General features: G+C 48.9%; 12 protein-coding genes. 4 read left to right on the forward strand and 8 right to left on the reverse strand.

What is annotated here, in order from left to right; translation table 11 throughout:
• Nucleotides 1-37: 37 nt before the first annotated feature.
• The 3 genes from AB1598_13705 to AB1598_13715 all read right to left on the reverse strand — a co-directional run bounded on the left by AB1598_13705 (nucleotide 38) and on the right by AB1598_13715 (nucleotide 3,825).
• Nucleotides 38-1,777 carry an NAD+ synthase gene (locus AB1598_13705; protein ID MEW6146061.1) on the reverse strand — a complete coding sequence of 580 codons (1,740 nt, stop codon included), beginning with the start codon at nucleotides 1,775-1,777 and terminating at the stop codon, nucleotides 38-40.
• 149 nt (nucleotides 1,778-1,926) lie between these two features.
• Complete coding sequence (locus AB1598_13710) at nucleotides 1,927-2,538, reverse strand: CPBP family intramembrane glutamic endopeptidase (GenBank protein MEW6146062.1); 612 nt, start codon at nucleotides 2,536-2,538, stop codon at nucleotides 1,927-1,929.
• Nucleotides 2,539-2,592: 54 nt separating this feature from the next.
• Nucleotides 2,593-3,825 carry a hypothetical protein gene (locus tag AB1598_13715; GenBank protein MEW6146063.1) on the reverse strand — a complete coding sequence of 411 codons (1,233 nt, stop codon included), beginning with the start codon at nucleotides 3,823-3,825 and terminating at the stop codon, nucleotides 2,593-2,595.
• A 115-nt stretch (nucleotides 3,826-3,940) separates the two neighbouring features.
• On the opposite strand from AB1598_13715, the gene AB1598_13720 reads away from it, so the two are divergent.
• From AB1598_13720 to AB1598_13735, 4 genes are all read left to right on the forward strand, one after another.
• Entirely contained in the window at nucleotides 3,941-5,044 is a 1,104-nt protein-coding gene (locus AB1598_13720) for a glycosyltransferase family 39 protein (GenBank protein ID MEW6146064.1), read from the forward strand.
• A gap of 324 nt (nucleotides 5,045-5,368) precedes the next feature.
• Nucleotides 5,369-5,491: a hypothetical protein gene (locus AB1598_13725; GenBank protein ID MEW6146065.1), complete on the forward strand. Its 123-nt coding sequence runs from the start codon at nucleotides 5,369-5,371 to the stop codon at nucleotides 5,489-5,491.
• A gap of 93 nt (nucleotides 5,492-5,584) precedes the next feature.
• Nucleotides 5,585-5,896 (forward strand): hypothetical protein, encoded by a 312-nt coding sequence (locus tag AB1598_13730; protein MEW6146066.1) that lies wholly within the window; start codon nucleotides 5,585-5,587, stop codon nucleotides 5,894-5,896.
• A gap of 751 nt (nucleotides 5,897-6,647) precedes the next feature.
• On the forward strand, nucleotides 6,648-7,373 hold the full coding sequence (locus AB1598_13735) for a polyprenol monophosphomannose synthase (protein ID MEW6146067.1): 726 nt from the start codon (nucleotides 6,648-6,650) through the stop codon (nucleotides 7,371-7,373).
• Between the two features lie 167 nt (nucleotides 7,374-7,540).
• On the opposite strand, the gene AB1598_13740 is transcribed toward AB1598_13735, so the two are convergent.
• The 5 genes from AB1598_13740 to AB1598_13760 all read right to left on the reverse strand — a co-directional run bounded on the left by AB1598_13740 (nucleotide 7,541) and on the right by AB1598_13760 (nucleotide 13,161).
• Entirely contained in the window at nucleotides 7,541-8,158 is a 618-nt protein-coding gene (locus AB1598_13740; GenBank protein ID MEW6146068.1) for a GtrA family protein, read from the reverse strand.
• Nucleotides 8,159-8,229: 71 nt separating this feature from the next.
• On the reverse strand, nucleotides 8,230-9,540 hold the full coding sequence (locus tag AB1598_13745; GenBank protein MEW6146069.1) for a phospholipid carrier-dependent glycosyltransferase: 1,311 nt from the start codon (nucleotides 9,538-9,540) through the stop codon (nucleotides 8,230-8,232).
• Between the two features lie 11 nt (nucleotides 9,541-9,551).
• The gene (locus AB1598_13750; GenBank protein MEW6146070.1) at nucleotides 9,552-10,886 is read right to left on the reverse strand and encodes a hypothetical protein; all 1,335 of its coding nucleotides are present in this window, start codon (nucleotides 10,884-10,886) and stop codon (nucleotides 9,552-9,554) included.
• Entirely contained in the window at nucleotides 10,867-11,571 is a 705-nt protein-coding gene (locus tag AB1598_13755; protein ID MEW6146071.1) for a glycosyltransferase family 2 protein, read from the reverse strand. The genes AB1598_13750 and AB1598_13755 overlap by 20 nt, the downstream gene beginning before the upstream one ends.
• Before the next feature lie 39 nt (nucleotides 11,572-11,610).
• Nucleotides 11,611-13,161 (reverse strand): CRTAC1 family protein, encoded by a 1,551-nt coding sequence (locus AB1598_13760; protein MEW6146072.1) that lies wholly within the window; start codon nucleotides 13,159-13,161, stop codon nucleotides 11,611-11,613.
• Nucleotides 13,162-13,165 lie beyond the last annotated feature (4 nt).

A 13,165-nucleotide genomic window follows, 5' to 3' on the forward strand; every position in this document is an offset into this window, starting at 1 on the left:
GAGGCGGTTTGTCCAGGGCTTATAACTGTGGTGCCGCTCACTCCCTGTAGAGGTTCGTGATCGGGAAGCGGCGGTCTTTGCCGAAAGCCCTAGCGGTAATTTTGATGCCCGGAGGCGCCTGCCTCCGCTTGTATTCGTTCGTGTCGACCATACGGGTCACCTTCTTGACGACGGGCTCGCTGAAGCCGAGCGACACTATGTCTTCTATGCTGAGGTCGTCCTCGACATAGGCTTTAAGTATCGGGTCCAGTATCTCATAAGGCGGAAGAGAGTCCGTGTCCAGCTGACCCGGCCTGAGCTCGGCAGACGGTGGCTTGGTCAGAATCGCCGCGGGTATTATCTCCTTCTTTTTCCAGGAATTGTAAAAGCGGGCGACCCTGTAGACTATAGTCTTGGGCACGTCCTTGATAACGGCGAACCCACCGGCCATGTCTCCATATATGGTGCAGTAGCCGACGCTCATCTCGCTCTTGTTGCCGGTAGTGAGGACAAGCCACCGGAACTTGTTCGAAAGGGCCATGAGCAAGTTGCCCCTTATGCGCGCCTGGATGTTCTCTTCAGTCGCATCCTCCCTAAGCCCCGCAAAAACCCCGGATAGCATATCGCCGTAAGCCTTGAAAGCTTTCTCGATAGGTATGTTCAGAAGCTCGATCCCAAGATTCCCGGCTAATTTTTCCGAATCCCCGACGCTCCCCCGCGAGCTGTACCTGGAGGGCATCGTAACCGCGACCACGTTCTCCCTGCCGAGCGCCTCGACAGCTATGACGGTCACTATCGCGGAATCGATGCCTCCGCTCAAGCCGATGACCACTTTCCTGAAACCGTTTTTGGTTACGTAGTCTCTCGTCCCAATCACGAGCGCCTTGAGAATTTCCTCGTCGACCGGAAGGAAGTCTTCCACCCTGGGCTTTACCGCGGGCCCGGGCGTCTCCTTATTCTTCTTCGCGTCCATGACGATCACTTCAGGGTTATCCGAGTGAGCCTTCATGGCCAGATGCTCTTTCCTCCTCCTGGGGTCGTGCATGCGCGACCTGAACACCCGGTCTATGTTTATGTCGGATACGAGCAGGTCTTCCTCGAACCCCTTCGCCCGGGCGAGTATCTCCCCCCGCTCTCCGATTATCACGCTGTGGCCGTCGAACACGAGCTCGTCCTGTCCCCCGACGAGGTTGCAGTAGGCGACGACCGCCGAGTAGTCCTTGGCCCTCGTAACGAGCATCTGCTCGCGCGCCTTTACCTTGGACGAATAATACGGAGATGAGGAAATATTGATAATTATCTGGGCGCCGCCGAGTACGGATTGTCTTCTGGTGGGGTCCCCCGGATACCATATGTCCTCGCATATGTTGACGCCGAATATCGCGTCTCCGAGCTTGTAAACGGGCGCCCTGAGCCCGGACTGAAAGTACCTGTCCTCATCGAAGACGCCGTAGTTGGGGAGGTAGTGCTTGCGGTAAATGTCAACGAGCTCTTTATTGCGGAGGATCGCGGCCGCGTTGTAGATGTCTTCCCTGCGGTCGGCGAAACCTAGAACCACCGTTAGACCGTCTGTGGCCTTCCTAACCCTGTCCACCGCTTTCAGGTTATCGCTTATGAACCGCGGCTTGAGGAGAAGGTCCTCAGGGGGGTACCCCGTAACCGCGAGCTCGGGGAAGCATAATATATCGACTCCCAAGGCCCTTGCGTTTTTGATGTATCCAAGGATCTTCTCGAGATTCCCTTCGACATCGCCTACACGCACGTTTATCTGGGCAAGGCCCAATCTTACAGTATCCATCCCGAAGCCCGTGTATAAATTATAACACTCTAAGAAATAAAATAATTACAGTATTTTAACCGAATCGGAGCCAAGAGGGAATATCGGGGAGGGAAATACCGGCTTAAGCGAGCATTGCCTTAAAACGCCTCAGCCCTCCTCCGTAACCGTCAAGAAAAACCTGCCGAGATATGGACTATATTGGCAAGGAAATGAAAAATGATGCTCGCCCAGAGCGTCCCCGTCGCCATATACAGATAACCCATAACGAGGGAAGGGAAGAATGTCAGTACAGCCTGAGAGCACTCCGATAACCCGTGGCCGCCTCCGAGGCACAGCGTTATGAAATGCCCGAGCGCAAATAGAAAGCTTACGGCCACTATGCCCTTTAACGTATTACCGAGCTTCTGCTGCAGGTAGCCCCTGAAAAAGACCTCTTCCGGCAGGGCCACGAGCAAAAGCTGGATGAGTATGAAGGTATAAGAGAGCCTGCCGAAGGTGAGCGAATTTCCCGAATACAGGCCGTAACCGGCCAGGACGGCTATATAGACTAGGAGCAACACGATCGAGACCGCGATACCCGTGAGCACCCCCTTCGGGTCCCATCTGAGGTCGCTCATATCGGTCTTGAGCATAAAAGGGATCGAAAGCATGAGTACTGCGGATACGGATACTACATACGGCGCGGACATAAACCGCTTCATAAGGAAGATCAGGGATATTACGAGGACATAAATAGCTAACGGCGGCAGGTACTCATGGAGATTGCGGGGTTTATCCATTCAGCGGGCCGGATAAGATTTTAAATTGTAAAATACATAAAGCCGGTTGTGAGGTCAATACACCTTGAACCATTCGAATTTATTGATAAACAGCACTCCCCAGAGGTTGACCAGCACGCCCGCTGTAATAAGCGCCTTGTGATACCATTTCATCTCCCCGCCGATGCCCTTGAAAGTAAGGAGGAGGAGGAAGGGATAAAAATCGAGAGCGTATCTGTAACCGAACTGCGTCCACCCCGTACCGCTTTTTATGAATATAAGAAAGGCGGTCGGTATCACCGCCGACCAGCATGCGAGAGAGAGCCTGTTCCTTATTCCGGCGAAGAGGGCGAAGATGAATGCGGGCGTCGTAATGAGGATCGAGAGCCCTATCTGCGACGGGACTACATAAGGCCAGGTGCTTATGAATGCGGGCGGCTCGAGGAACATGATGCGGAGGTGATAAGGGATATACGACAAATCGAAGAGTCCCTTATTGAACCAGGGCGAGAGTTTTTCCTTGGCCGGGTAAATCGAGTGCATGACGTACCCGACGTCGAAAGGCGTCCCGAAACGGAGGTAGTTGTATATGAAGTTGAGTAATACGAAAATACCGGCGCCCGCGCAGAGCAGAAGAATGGGCCTTAATCTTACCCTGCCGAGCAGTCCCGCCCTATCCGTGGAAAGGAGCCAGGTATCGGAAAGCATTATCAGAAAAAAGGGCAATGTCAGAAGGGTCGGCAATCTCGACCAGTATGACGCCCCGACAAGGAGTCCTATGAGAAACGGTCTCCGGCTCGTTAACGTGACGTACACAGCCAGGACCAGAAACGTCGTCGAGGCGATTTGAGCAAAGTACCATACGGAGCCGACCGTGGCCAGATACCAGTGGATGCTGCCGAACCCGAAGAGGACTGTCATCCAGAACCGTATCTCCTCGTTTTCCGTAAGCTTCCTCATTATCATGTATACGATCGATACGTTGACGCCGCCCAGCATAAAGGATACGAGGACGTGGTTGAACGAAACCCCGAACAGGGCTACGAACGGCATAAGCACGATTGCAGGCATAGGTGGATAAATCTCGTAATATTTACCTCCGACCACTATGAGCTCCTCAAAATGTATGGGCGGATCCGCCAGATACAGCCTCCCGTGGAGAAACGCGTCGGCTAGATAGCTGAAATAGTTAAAGTAATCATGAATCCGGGGCTGAGTTAAGTAATAAACGACGTAACCCGCTATAAAAAAGAGAAGTGGGGCAAACAGGCGCGAATATTTTTTAGGAGTCAGGGCACTGAAATTCATCAAATATACCGGAACCGGTATTCAATATTTCCGGATAATAGATTAACATAATACACGGATTTTCCAGTAAATATTAGAATAGCATGATACGCGCAGCAGAGACCGGCGGTACAAAATGAAGCTTAATGCCGAATCGAGAGAATTGTCCTTAATAGCCCTGGTCTCGATAATATGGACTTTTGTTGTCGCCTATACGGCATACGTAGTCCTGGAGAACAAATATCCCGATACGATCATCTCGATCTGGAATGTATGGGACACTCCGCACTATATAGACATCGCACGGTACGGATACACGAGCTCGACGGCAGACGATAGATACTTGTTTATCGTATTCTTCCCGCTCTATCCGTATCTCGTGAAAATATTTTCTTTGATATTCAGAGATTATCTTCTAGCCGCTCTCCTGGTATCGAATCTCTCATACGCAGGAGCCGTATTCTACTTCTTTAAACTTGTCAGGCTAGACTACGAAAGCGAGGATGCGTTCAGATCGGTGATATATTTATCGATATTCCCAACCGCATATTTTTTCCATGCCGCTTATACAGAGAGCCTGTTCATTCTGCTCACTATAGCCAGTTTCTATTACGCAAGAAAAGAGAGATGGGCGCTCTCGGGATTATTCGGGATGCTGGCATCGGCTACGCGCATTACAGGAATAATCCTGCTCCCTGTTCTCGTAATAGAGTATCTAAACCAAAAAGGATTCAAATTAAATCAGGTAAGGAGAAATATACTCTGGATTTCAATTATCCCGCTGGGGCTCGCAGTCTATCTGGCATTAAACTATATTACGTTCGGAGACCCGCTTAAGTTCCTGGAATTTCAAAATAAACACTGGGCAAAGCACTTCGATTTCCTCTACAGGGGATTTCTGGTTGCTTTGGACGGCATTGTGTTGAGCAAACCCAGGGACTCCATAATGACGGGATGGGGTGAGCTTGTATTCGCCGTAATGACCCTCGCAATCATCGTTTATTCGTTTTTCAGGATACGCCTGTCATATTGTCTATATGCGCTTGCGACCTGGCTGGTAGTGACTTCGACTTCGTTCTGGCTGAGCGTCCCCCGCTATACGCTTTCAATGTTCCCGATCTTCATAGCCCTCTCCCTCTTGGGCAGACGGAGGGAAGTAAATTATCTGCTCATATTTTTATCACTTACGCTATACATGCTGTTTTTGGTGCAATTTATCAGGTTCGGCTGGGCGTTTTAGAGATAGAGGTCTTCCTTAAAACGCTTGATGAATACATCAGCCTTACCTTGCGGTTGGCCGATGCAAGATAAAAATTTATTTGGATGAATTTATTCTGATTCGGCGATCTTGGGAAATGAAATGCCTAATAATTTGAATTTGGTTCGTTCCCATCTCGCGCGATAAATATTTCTAATGAGATATGTTAATAAGTAAACATAGCTTAATAAATTTATCACTGAGCTCGTTACCGTCAGTATGGTTATAGTATGCGGATCATGAAAAAGTGAGCCATAGTTACGCTCATATACCGCAAACATATTTAAGAAAAATGTCAGAGACAGAATGACGTATATATACATAAACTTTCTTTCAGAGGCGAGCGGGACCAGAAGCGCCAAAAACGGTATGGCCCAGAACATATACCTTTCATGTACCCGCGTGAAGAAAATAAAGAACGTCAAGTAGATAAAAAATGATGCAAAACATAACGACCGGAAATTAAATCTGTATCTCCTCAGGTAAATATTCAAAAGAACCGCCACCAAAAGATAAACAAGAATGCCGATATATTTCGGCGTAATAAAAAAATATTTAACATTGTCGAGCGGTGAATCGTACCACTCCTTTGTCCAGGACGACGAGCTAAATAACCACCAGAAGTTGTATGCATTTACGGTAATATGGGGAAAGCTGTTAAACGAATTGATAAAAACGCTTTTAAAGAGAGTTATAATCTCGGGCAGGAACGGCAATAATATAACAAATGATGTAATTGCGAATGATATAATCAGCCTGGGGAGATTTTTTATATTGAATAGTATCGGCGCCAGTATCAATCCCTGGAGCTTGGACAGTATCGAGAAGGCATAAAATACACCCCCTTTATAATTGTTATAGTTATAAATTGTCAGCAGGAGGAAAAACGAAAGAAGAGGATCGTCCCACTTTCCCCAGAACGCCGAATCAAAGATTATAGCGGGGTTAAATAAAAACGCCGCCATGCTTATGAACGGGGCGTGTTTCAATAAGTCATTTTTCTCGAATTTACGTTTCGACGCAAAGTAGATAGTTACGGCTATACCCAAATCCGCAAGGATGCCGGGTAGTTTTAAGAATAGAAAGCCGAATTCCCGAAATTTCATCATCGGGTAGCTGATTATATATAATAAGAAAGTGAATATCGGAGGCAAGTTGCACCATGTACGCCCATAGAAATTCGTGAGACCGTTCTTTTGCAAGGATTCCGCCCATGATTTGTGAATTAGAACATCCGACTCGAAACCCGGATTTTGACTTACCAAAAGTCGAATTGACAGGCCTAGAGCAAGCAATATTATTACTAGTATCGTTTCCTTATTTTTCATGGATTTAAGAAAAAACGCAGTCAGTAATATATCATTAGAACAAAGTTATAACCAGCGGCTTACTGCGCATAATTGAACATGCAGGCGGTTTGTTTTTCTGAGACGCGGAGAGTTTCACAACTGTAACACGAATGTTAGACCGGGCTTATATGAACAGACCTGATTACCTGCGCATTTAAACTCATTGCGTCTGTTTGGCGATTGTAAATAGACTTTTAATTCGCTGTAATTAAATGATAAAATGAAATTACAAATCTATGAGCCTGACACTAGTCATACCGACATATAACGAATCGGAAAATTTACCGATACTGCTCGATAAGGTCTTCGGCGTTTTTAGAGAGTCGGGTATAGACGGCGGTGTAATCATAGTGGACGACAATTCCCCTGACGAGACATGGAAGATTGCCGAGGGGCTAAAGGGAGAATACGGCCGGCTCGAGGTTTTGAGAAGGCTCAATGAAAGGGGACTCTCTTCAGCCGTTTTAGACGGCTTCCGTATGTCGAAGAGCTCCATCCTCGGCGTCATGGACGCAGACTTAAGCCACCCACCCGAAAAAATACCCGACCTCGCTGGCCCCATAATCAGGGGGGAAGCCGATATCGTTATAGGGAGCCGGTACATAGACAGCGGTAAAATCGGGGACTGGTCTTTCCGAAGAAAGATCTCATCCAAACTAGCGACCCTCGCCGCAAAAGGACTTACGAACGTTAAAGACCCGATGTCGGGATTTTTCCTCCTAAAACGGGAGGTGATAGAAAATATCGAATTGAACCCGAAGGGGTTTAAAATAGCCCTCGAAATCCTCGTGAAAGGAAAATACGACAAAGTTGCGGAAGTGCCCATTTTTTTCCAGGACAGGATTTACGGAGAGACCAAGTTAAGCAGCGGGGTAATCCTCGATTACTTGCTCCAGGCATTGAGGCTCTACATTTATAAAATTTTTATGCCACGCAGGAAGGCTGAAAAGAACTATAAATAAGGAACTGTTTCGCCGGTAGACAATTCGTTAAAACCCCTCAATGGCAAGAAGTCGCAAACTTGGTTCCCGCCGGAAGACTCAATTAACCGGGATATCGATTCTTGCAGCGAAATTACAGAAAAATTTTTAGTATTAAGACAACCAAAATTGAAGGGCAGATATTTGATCTACTTATTAAATACCAGGTACTTATAACCTAGGAAGTTCCAGAGTATCACCAGTATTATAGACGTAAGCGTGGCTATGTTCGCCCATATTACGGGCGAAACGCCCCCGAGGGGGCCTATGACGTTAACCATGAACGAAGCTACCAAGACATTGAGCGCAAAGCCTATGGCAGACACGCTTATGAACTTGACGAACTGCTTCCCCATGCCGTCCCTCTCCATGCACTCAAACGCCCAGAACTTGTTCCACACGTAGCTGTTAGCCACCGCAACCAGGAAGGACATACCCTTGAAGACAGAGAACATGTAGCCCTTGTGGACACCGGTGATAAACATCAGAAAGTTGAGAATCCCGAAATCGATCGCCGTGTTCGATACCCCGATCGGTATGAATTTCCCGAATTGAAAAAGTATATGCCACCTGGTCCCGAGATGAGAGGCGAGATAGACCCAGAGCATTACTAAAGACGGGATGATTATCAGGAATGCGGGCCAAATCATATTATAGGGCACGTACCGTATATGGAGCTCGTCCTTGAGAGTGCTCAATATCGCTATCATAAACGCCGATATTATGACGCCGAGTATAATAGAAGCGGCTATATCCGACTTTTTCATATCACGTCCCGAATCTCCAAGCCGTCACTCCGGTCATTGAAACTATCTTCACCAGACGAGGACCCATTAGATTATTTCCACGTGTGAAGCCACATGTATCGGTCGAGATCAACATTCCTGATCGGCAGCGCGGAGAGAACGGGGAAAAAATAGAAGAACACCCCGCCGGCGATGCAGAAATAGATGACTACGAGAATCTTCCCTTTTCGGGAACTTTTCCACAGCTCATTCAGAAAATACGTACTTGTCAAAAGTATGAATATAAGAGAGGGGAGGAAATGATAAAGGAATACGACCTTCCGGGGAGAAAAAGCCCAAGGGAGCCAATATGCAAAAACGCTCAGCACGGTGAAAAGGAGTGGGGGCGTTTCCTTTCTTACCACCTGTATTATGCCCAGGATCAGGAACAATATTCCTGTATACCATATGAAAATATTACCCATTAAATAAATGTCGGATCTCATTCCTTTCCCCAAATCCGCATAATGAAGGAAAACAGGCCTAAGCATGAGAGGCCATTTCCACCATGACGATTGATAAGGATGGGTCTCAGTTACCCCGCCGTGATACCCGAACATGTATCCCTGGAGGGTTAGAAAGTCCTGGAACGAATTGCCGTGATAGAAATAGGGTATGTACGTAGCCAGGTACACGAGGATCGGAATTGCGATGAATGCGAGCGCCATTCTCGGGATGATTTTTAAAAGAGAGGCGATAAATTCCTTGTCGCGGACCTTCGTGGTATATACCTCGAAATAATACATCAGAAAAAGCGCCACCCCTGCAAGGAACTCGGTAATATAGACGCCGCTCCATTTGACGGACATCCCGGCCCCGCAGAAGAACCCGGTCAGGTAAAGATATGAATTCCGCCTGGTCCTCGCATATTTGACGATAAAAAGAGACGCAAGGATCAGGAAGACGGCGATAAAGATATCGACCATTGTAATCCGGCTCAGGACGAAAACAAAAGATTCAAAACTATACAAGATAGAGGCTATCAGCCCTGCCGATTTACTGTCGAATAATTCCTTACCGAGCAAGTAGATGAACAGTGCTCCCAGCGACCCGAAGACGGATTGGAAAAACCGCCATCCGAACGTGTTATTGCCGAAAATCAGGATGCCGATCGCGCTTATCTCCTTCCCGAGCGGAGGGTGAGTCCATTCGTAAGCAAGGTCTTCGGGAGCCTTCGCGCTGCTTTCCCAGGCGGCTCTGTTCCCTTTAGCCATTTCCTGCGCCGTGAAGGCGAAATAGACCTCGTCGAAGTAGTAACTGTCGGGTATCTCCAGGCGGTAGAATCTTATCCCGAAAGCGAACAGCAGTATCAGCGCGAGAAGTAGCTCGGACTTGTATCTACCGATAAAAGATTGCTCTGGCATATGGTTATCTCTTACGGAGTCCTCGGGTAGGGAGTATCGAATGAAGTTTCATATTTGACTGTATCTTTAACATAACTAATGAGTAGAACGATATATACACCGAGGTACAAAAAAAACATTCCCGGAATCAAATATTTGTTATAATTCTCAGGTATCCCCGCGTATGAAGTCGTAAGCTGCACATATGAATAAATCATGTTAACCACATAAACACCGGACACAATAGCATATAAATACCAGAATATCCAAGTACGAAACGTAATCAGGGTGAAGAATACTATCATGGGCAGAAGATGCCTTTCATGGGCCCGGGTCACGAAGAGGAAGAGCGTGAAAAGCACAAGCGTAATCGCCTCGAACACGTAATAACCGTAGTCACCGGATTCTTTATCCCTCAGGGCGGCGGAGAATCTTATCAGCAGTCCCATTATAAGCAGATAGACCGCGCCGAATATCGATGTGCCTATTGTCCTGTATGAAACGCCCATGAACTTCGTGTCATCGTTGTACCACATCGCTACGGCGCCCCAGAAATTGAACGCGTTCAGGGACGAGGACTTATACTGCCCGTATGACGCGGCGAACCTTTCCATTATCAAATCAGCGGGTCCCGTGATCAGATGATATGCCGAATCCACCACATCCCATATGAAAGGGAGAGTGACGATAAACGCCGTAATCAAAGCTGCGCCCGCCATCTCGAATGAGGGCAATAGAGACCGGACGCCCGGTCTAAACCCCGTACCGATTATCGGCTTCAGGGCAAGGAAACCTATCAGCGGGAATATGACCAGGCTCTGGGGCTTGATCATGAACGCGAGCGCGGCGAACACGCCTGAAAGTATGAATTTCCGCCTCAGCCCCAGATAAACCGAGAGTAGTATGGGGAAGGCATGAAATGAGTCTACCTGACCCCAGAAGGTCGAATTCGAAAGCGACGCCGGGTTAAAAAAATATACGACCGACGCTATCATCGCGTTTTTATAGCCGGTTATCAGCTTGAGGGAATAATATATGAGTATAGAGATACCGAGGTCGGCGAGATTCGCGGGGAGCTTGAAGAGTATGTCTATCGAGAGCCCGGGTAGCGCACGGTGGACGTTGTCGAGCACCCACAGCACGTAGAGATAGCCGGGCATGTAATCGCACCAGTGCCTTTCGTAGAAATCGCCGAACCCCGCGGATGAAATCTGGCTTCCCCATCCGGTCCATGCACCAAAATCAGGCCTGTAAGTGAGAAACTGGGAGAAGAAGATTCTGAGTATCAGCCCCGCAGCGAGAATCAGGGTGAAACGAACGTAAGGATCCCCCAGGTACCCTCTATTTTCATCTGTCCCTGAGCTCATTTCTCAGCTTCCACGATTCCTTGAACATTTTTATTATCACCCTCATATTCGCCCCGGTTTGAGAGCCGAAAATGCGGGGGAAATGCCTCACGGGCACCTCTTTGAATGAAAACCCATTGCGCTTCAGCTTTATCAGGAACTCGGCGCTGAAAAGCGCACCCTCGGATTTTATCGGCCTCACTGACTCGTATGCGCTCCTCGGAAAAATCTTAAAGGCGCAGTCCATATCCTTTACTTTAAGTCCGAAGACAAAATATATATATAGGCCGTATAGCCAGGCATTCAAGGACCTGATATGAGAATCAGCCCTGTCTTCCCTGTAACCGATAACCGCCCTGTCCGGACCCGCATACGGGATCAGTCGGCCTAGGTCGCTAATATCGAACTGCCCGTCGCTGTCCATGAAGAAAATATAATCTTTCGAGGCTCTATCCAAACCGCTCCTGAGCGCGGAGCCGTACCCCTTGTTGGTTTCGTGATTGACGAGCACCACGCAGGGATTAGCAGAAGACATCTCTTCTACTATCTCTCGCGTTCTATCCGATGAGCCGTCGTTCACTACCACGACTTCGTAATCGCCGACATTCTTTTCGAGGTAGGAGAGGCATTTCTCAACGGTGTTTTTGATGTTGCCCTCCTCGTTATGCGCAGGAAGCACCACCGTAAGGGAAAAATCTGCTTTCATCTCTTGTTCCATGAGAGAGTGTATACGCCGCGCAAGGCTTCAGCTCGACGGGTTAATTCCGCATTTCATCTCGCTGATAGTATACTCCCTGACCTTCTCGACCGAGACACCCTTGAAAGAACAGGTCTTGCCGCTCGGCCACGTAATTTCGACATCAGCGACTTTCTCCTTGCCCAAGCCGAAATACAGGGGGAGCATGTCCTGCTCGCAGCACCCCCTGCCGCCGGATACTTCTCTTATCTGAACGCCTGCCGGTGTTGAGACCGCCGCCCGGGCCCCGACCGCCGACCTATTGCTCTTTTTGCCGTCGCCTTCGAGCTTGAGCACGATAGAATAATTTGAATTGCCGTTATTTTTCATGAGCCCAGTACCGATGTGGCCGTTAAGAAACACGTCGATATACCCGTCGCGGTTGTAATCCCCCCACGTCGCGGCAAATACGTCTTTCGGCAAATCGATTCCCGCTTCGGGCGCGACGTCGGTGAATGCGCCTTTGCCCGAATTGAGGTATAACTTGTTTGGATGGACGTGGTTGGTGGTGAAAAGGTCCACATCGCCGTCCGCGTCGAAGTCGACCCAGGCGCATGTCCTCCCGTCCCCCGCATCCGCCGTCCCCGTATCGGACGTGACGTCGGTAAATGTGCCGTCTCCATTGTTCCTGTAAAGCGCGTTCCTCATGCGGGGACCCAGATTCGTGACATATATGTCGAGGTATCCGTCACCGTTATAATCACCCGTACAAGCTGCGGTCGTTCTCCAGGAAGCCTCCCCCGAAAGCCCTGACTTTTCCGTGTAATCCGCAAAGGTACCGTCGCCCTTATTCAAATAAAAAGCATTAGTCCCTGTGTTCGCGAGAAAGAGGTCCTGAAAACCGTCGTTATTGGAATCGAACCAAACGGCTCCATTTGTCCTGGCCTTGACGCCGAGCCCGGCCGGACCCGACACTTCCCCGAAGGTTCCGTCTCCCTTGTTGCGGTAGAGGAGCGATCCCCCGGTGCCGGCCTGAAAGAGGTCGACCGATCCGTCGTTATCGTAATCGACCCAGAGGACCTGACTCGGGTTCGGACCTTCTATTGTCAAACCCGCTTTTTCCGAAACGTCCGCGAAAGAAAACTTCTTCGAATTCTTGAATAAAATCGGAGGCTTCCCGGCCATTATGGTCATCACGGCGACGTCCAGATACCCGTCGTTATCGTAATCGGCCCATGAAGCGGCTTTCGCTCTTAAATCGGGCAGCCCCGTTTCGCCGGTAGTCTCAGTAAAAGACCCGCCGTTTACATTCATAAATAACAATAGATCCCTCGAAATCCCCTCGCCGCCCTCAACGCCGGCCTCGCTGTTTTTTTTCTTTTTGGACTTCGTCGTCCTCAACATGGTCAGGCTCGAGAGCAGGATGTCCTGCCAGCCGTCGTTGTTGTAGTCTCCCCAGACCGCCGCATGACCGAGCGGGCCGCCTATGTATACGCCTGATTCCTTCTGTACATTGACGAACCCGGGTACGTCCTCCGCGGAAGCCGCCGGATCGACGGGAACCCCGACCGCGGCGCTCAGGAGAATGATGAAAAACAGATTTGATCCGAATCGAACCAAGAGA

The sequence above is a fragment of the Thermodesulfobacteriota bacterium genome (assembly GCA_040754335.1).
GTDB lineage: Bacteria > Desulfobacterota_D > UBA1144 > Nemesobacterales > UBA2774 > 2-12-FULL-53-21.

Excerpts from the sequence above, each read along its gene's own strand:
- AB1598_13740 (MEW6146068.1), bottom strand. The coding sequence starts at position 8,158 with ATGAAAAAGTCGGATATAGCCGCTTCTATTATACTCGGCGTCATAATA.
- AB1598_13705 (MEW6146061.1), bottom strand. The coding sequence starts at position 1,777 with ATGGATACTGTAAGATTGGGCCTTGCCCAGATAAACGTGCGTGTAGGC.
- AB1598_13730 (MEW6146066.1), top strand. The coding sequence starts at position 5,585 with ATGCCGATATATTTCGGCGTAATAAAAAAATATTTAACATTGTCGAGC.
- AB1598_13750 (MEW6146070.1), bottom strand. The coding sequence starts at position 10,886 with ATGAGCTCAGGGACAGATGAAAATAGAGGGTACCTGGGGGATCCTTAC.
- AB1598_13720 (MEW6146064.1), top strand. The coding sequence starts at position 3,941 with ATGAAGCTTAATGCCGAATCGAGAGAATTGTCCTTAATAGCCCTGGTC.
- AB1598_13715 (MEW6146063.1), bottom strand. The coding sequence starts at position 3,825 with ATGAATTTCAGTGCCCTGACTCCTAAAAAATATTCGCGCCTGTTTGCC.
- AB1598_13710 (MEW6146062.1), bottom strand. The coding sequence starts at position 2,538 with ATGGATAAACCCCGCAATCTCCATGAGTACCTGCCGCCGTTAGCTATT.
- AB1598_13755 (MEW6146071.1), bottom strand. The coding sequence starts at position 11,571 with ATGAAAGCAGATTTTTCCCTTACGGTGGTGCTTCCTGCGCATAACGAG.
- AB1598_13745 (MEW6146069.1), bottom strand. The coding sequence starts at position 9,540 with ATGCCAGAGCAATCTTTTATCGGTAGATACAAGTCCGAGCTACTTCTC.
- AB1598_13735 (MEW6146067.1), top strand. The coding sequence starts at position 6,648 with ATGAGCCTGACACTAGTCATACCGACATATAACGAATCGGAAAATTTA.
- AB1598_13725 (MEW6146065.1), top strand. The coding sequence starts at position 5,369 with ATGACGTATATATACATAAACTTTCTTTCAGAGGCGAGCGGGACCAGA.